Source organism: Halocatena pleomorpha, from assembly GCF_003862495.1.
GTDB classification, from domain to species: domain Archaea; phylum Halobacteriota; class Halobacteria; order Halobacteriales; family Haloarculaceae; genus Halocatena; species Halocatena pleomorpha.
On record NZ_RRCH01000057.1, the window covers coordinates 1 to 1,716 of the forward strand.

Consider the following 1,716-nt stretch of genomic DNA (forward strand, 5'->3'; position numbering starts at 1 on the left):
GTGACATCCTCCCCGCCGTGAACGGCGGGGCTTCCCTCCCAGAGGGAATACCAGACGTGCTGGTAAGGTTTTAAGACTCATACGCCCCAAGCGTCATTTGCGTAGGTGCGCTCGGCTTGGGTGGTCTTACGGCGGTGTCACTACCGCTCCCATCCCGAGGCGAGTCATTGCGTCCCGGTTTCCAAGGGACGCTCTCTCCCCACGGGTTAACCCGCTTAGCAATGCTTGCTGCGGCACTGATATCCGCCTGAAACGTCGAAACGTGACACTCCTCGTTAGTACAACGGAACTCCGCTTGCGAAGCCCGCTTCCCGAGGTGGTCGCACTCGTGGCACGTCTGACTTGTGTAGGCGGGATTGACGTATTCGACCGGGATACCGGCGTCCGTCGCTTTGTCCTCGACGCGACCCTGTAGCCGCGCGAAGGCCCATGCATGAAGCCGCCGATTCATGAACTTCCCGTAGTCCAACCGCTCACGGATATACGTCAAATCCTCCATGACGATACGGGGATTGTCGAAGGTCGCCGCGTAGTCTACGACCTCGCGGCTCGCCTTCTCGATGATATCCGTAAGCGCGTTTTGGTAGTAGTCGAACCGTTCGTCTACCCGCCATTCAGCATCGCGTTTTTGTAGTCGCTGAAGCGTGGTTGACATCTCCTTGCGGAGGTGCTTCGCACGCTTGCCACTCCAAAGAACGGGTCTTGTCGGTGTACCGCGCTTAAGGCCACAGGCCGTGATTAGCGCAGTCTCACCGATATCAAGCCCGATTGGTGTGGTGTCCCCGTCCTCGGTCGGTTCTTCGACCGGGTACTCGACGGAGACGTGAAGTACCCAGTTCTTCCGGTGTTGCTGTAGCCGTATCTCGCCCGCTTTCGCGTCCTCGTTGAGGATATCGAACCACAACTCTCGTTGCTCGGGGTTGATACGGAGTGGTATCCAGAAGTTCGTCCCTCTGCCGGGTCGCGGGACCCACCACGTGAACTCATGCTCGCGTTCGTCCGAGTGGTCGAACTTCGCGGCTTGGTTCGTGAGCCGTAGCGGGTGCTCGTCGTCCAACTCGCGGGCGTTGTACGTCTTTCGGAGCTTTGGAACGTAGCTACAGAGAGCCGCCTTCGCCTGATACGGTATGTCGTAGGGCGTCACTACGTCGCTCACGCCCCCCATCGTATCGGCTCCCGAGTCGAACGCGTCGGCTAAGGCTTCGCGGTAGGTCCCGAGTGTATCGCGTAGCTTCTCCTCCTTGTGAGCGGTCGGAGGGGCCAACGTCGCTTCAAGGGTCTTCGTAGCGGTCGTCACTGTTCCTCCACGTATTCCATCAACACGTCCACGCTCACTTGCCCGGTCGTAGCGAGAAAGTACCCCGGTTGCCAGAACGAGTCTTCGAGGACCTGTTTGACCTCGGGGTACTCTTTGCGTATTTTCCGCGAGGAGACGCCCTTGAACGAGTTGATGAACTTCGTCATATCGGTCGTCGGCTTCGCGGTGAACAGAACGTGAACGTGGTCTTGTCCGCCGTTGACGCTCTGTATCGAGACGCCGAAGTCCTCCGAGAGGTCGTTCGCTATCTCACCGATACGTTCGCAAATGTCGTTGGTGAGAACGGTTGCGCGGTACTTCGTGACGGTCACAAAGTGATATTGGAGTGCGTAGACCGTGTGCGACCCGGTTTGGAGGTTGTACTTCATTTGGCCTCATCGTATTCAAGGGGACCAATT

The 1,716-nt window shown here is 58.2% G+C and carries 2 protein-coding genes; both read right to left on the reverse strand.

Features of this window, described 5'->3' with window-relative positions; all coding sequences use genetic code 11:
* Positions 1-70 precede the first annotated feature (70 nt).
* Positions 71-1,297 carry an RNA-guided endonuclease TnpB family protein gene (locus tag EIK79_RS17695; protein WP_124957121.1) on the reverse strand — a complete coding sequence of 409 codons (1,227 nt, stop codon included), beginning with the start codon at positions 1,295-1,297 and terminating at the stop codon, positions 71-73.
* Positions 1,294-1,686: an IS200/IS605 family transposase gene (tnpA, locus tag EIK79_RS17700; protein ID WP_124957123.1), complete on the reverse strand. Its 393-nt coding sequence runs from the start codon at positions 1,684-1,686 to the stop codon at positions 1,294-1,296. The genes EIK79_RS17695 and tnpA overlap by 4 nt, the downstream gene beginning before the upstream one ends.
* Between the last annotated feature and the right edge of the window lie 30 nt (positions 1,687-1,716).